General features: G+C 46.1%; 1 protein-coding gene. It reads left to right on the forward strand.

Annotation, left to right across the window (positions count from 1 at the left end):
- Nucleotides 1-1,043, forward strand: a 1,043-nt coding sequence (locus GNF10_RS37045) for a plasmid replication protein, CyRepA1 family (protein ID WP_311774269.1), incomplete at both ends; no start/stop codon positions are given.

The raw sequence follows: 1,043 nt of genomic DNA on the forward strand, positions 1-1,043 counted from the left end.
ATTTATGGCTGCATATTTATAGATGAAGCTTGCCAATACCTTACCCACCTACTACACAGTAATACGTGTAAACAGCACCGTGCAGCAATCTTGGAGGTACTGGAATATATAGTATACAACGCGCCACTAGTCGTCCTTGCCGACGCACACATGGATGATTTAACCGTGGACTTCTTTCGGGCAATGCGACCAGTAGGTGAAGTACCTTACATCGTCAAAAATGAATGGAAAAATGGCTCACGCACTATATATTGGTACGAAGGCAGTAATTCAAGCGCCCTAGTTGCCCAAATCTCGGCGGCGCTGATGCAAGGTCTGAAAGTCATGGTTGCAAGTGACTCCAAGCGTTTCATCAAAAAACTCGAAAAGTCTTTTACTATTAAGTACGAAGATCCTAACTCTGACCAATCCCATACACCCCAAAAATGGCGCATCTGGTCTGTCCACTCCGATAATTCCGGCAGTGATGAAAACGTCGCTTTCATTAAAGATATCACCAACGCCGTCAAAAACTTTGATGCCTTGTTCACCTCTCCCAGCCTGGGTACTGGTGTCGATATTTCTGAGTATCATTTCGATTTGGTGTTTGGTGTTTTTCACGGCGTTTCCCAAACCGCTACCGAATGTGCCCAACAGCTTTACCGCTATCGCCCGAAAGTCCCCTTTCATATTTGGGTGGCCCCGCGTCCTCCCTTTGGTTACAAGGATACAAACGCATCCAAGATTAAAGAGCGCTTGCTTCAAACCAATGAAATGACCGCTTTTCTGTTGCGGATTGACAGAGAAACGGGTAAGCGGGGAGCGGAGAAAGATTGGGCGCTTGAGGCTTACTGCCAAATTATGGCTAACCGCCACTATTCTCTGAATAATCTGCGCGATGACTTGCGATCGCTTCTCACCGAAATGGGCAATACATTTATATATGTGGGAAGTGATTCAGATCCTCAATCTCTCGAAAGTCTTAAAGCAGCAGCACAAGCTTTGGATAGTGCCCACAATTCGGCTGTTGCCAAGGCCAAGAATATTACTTTGAGCGAGTACCG

The organism is Nostoc sp. UCD121, from assembly GCF_014222285.1.
GTDB lineage: Bacteria > Cyanobacteriota > Cyanobacteriia > Cyanobacteriales > Nostocaceae > Nostoc.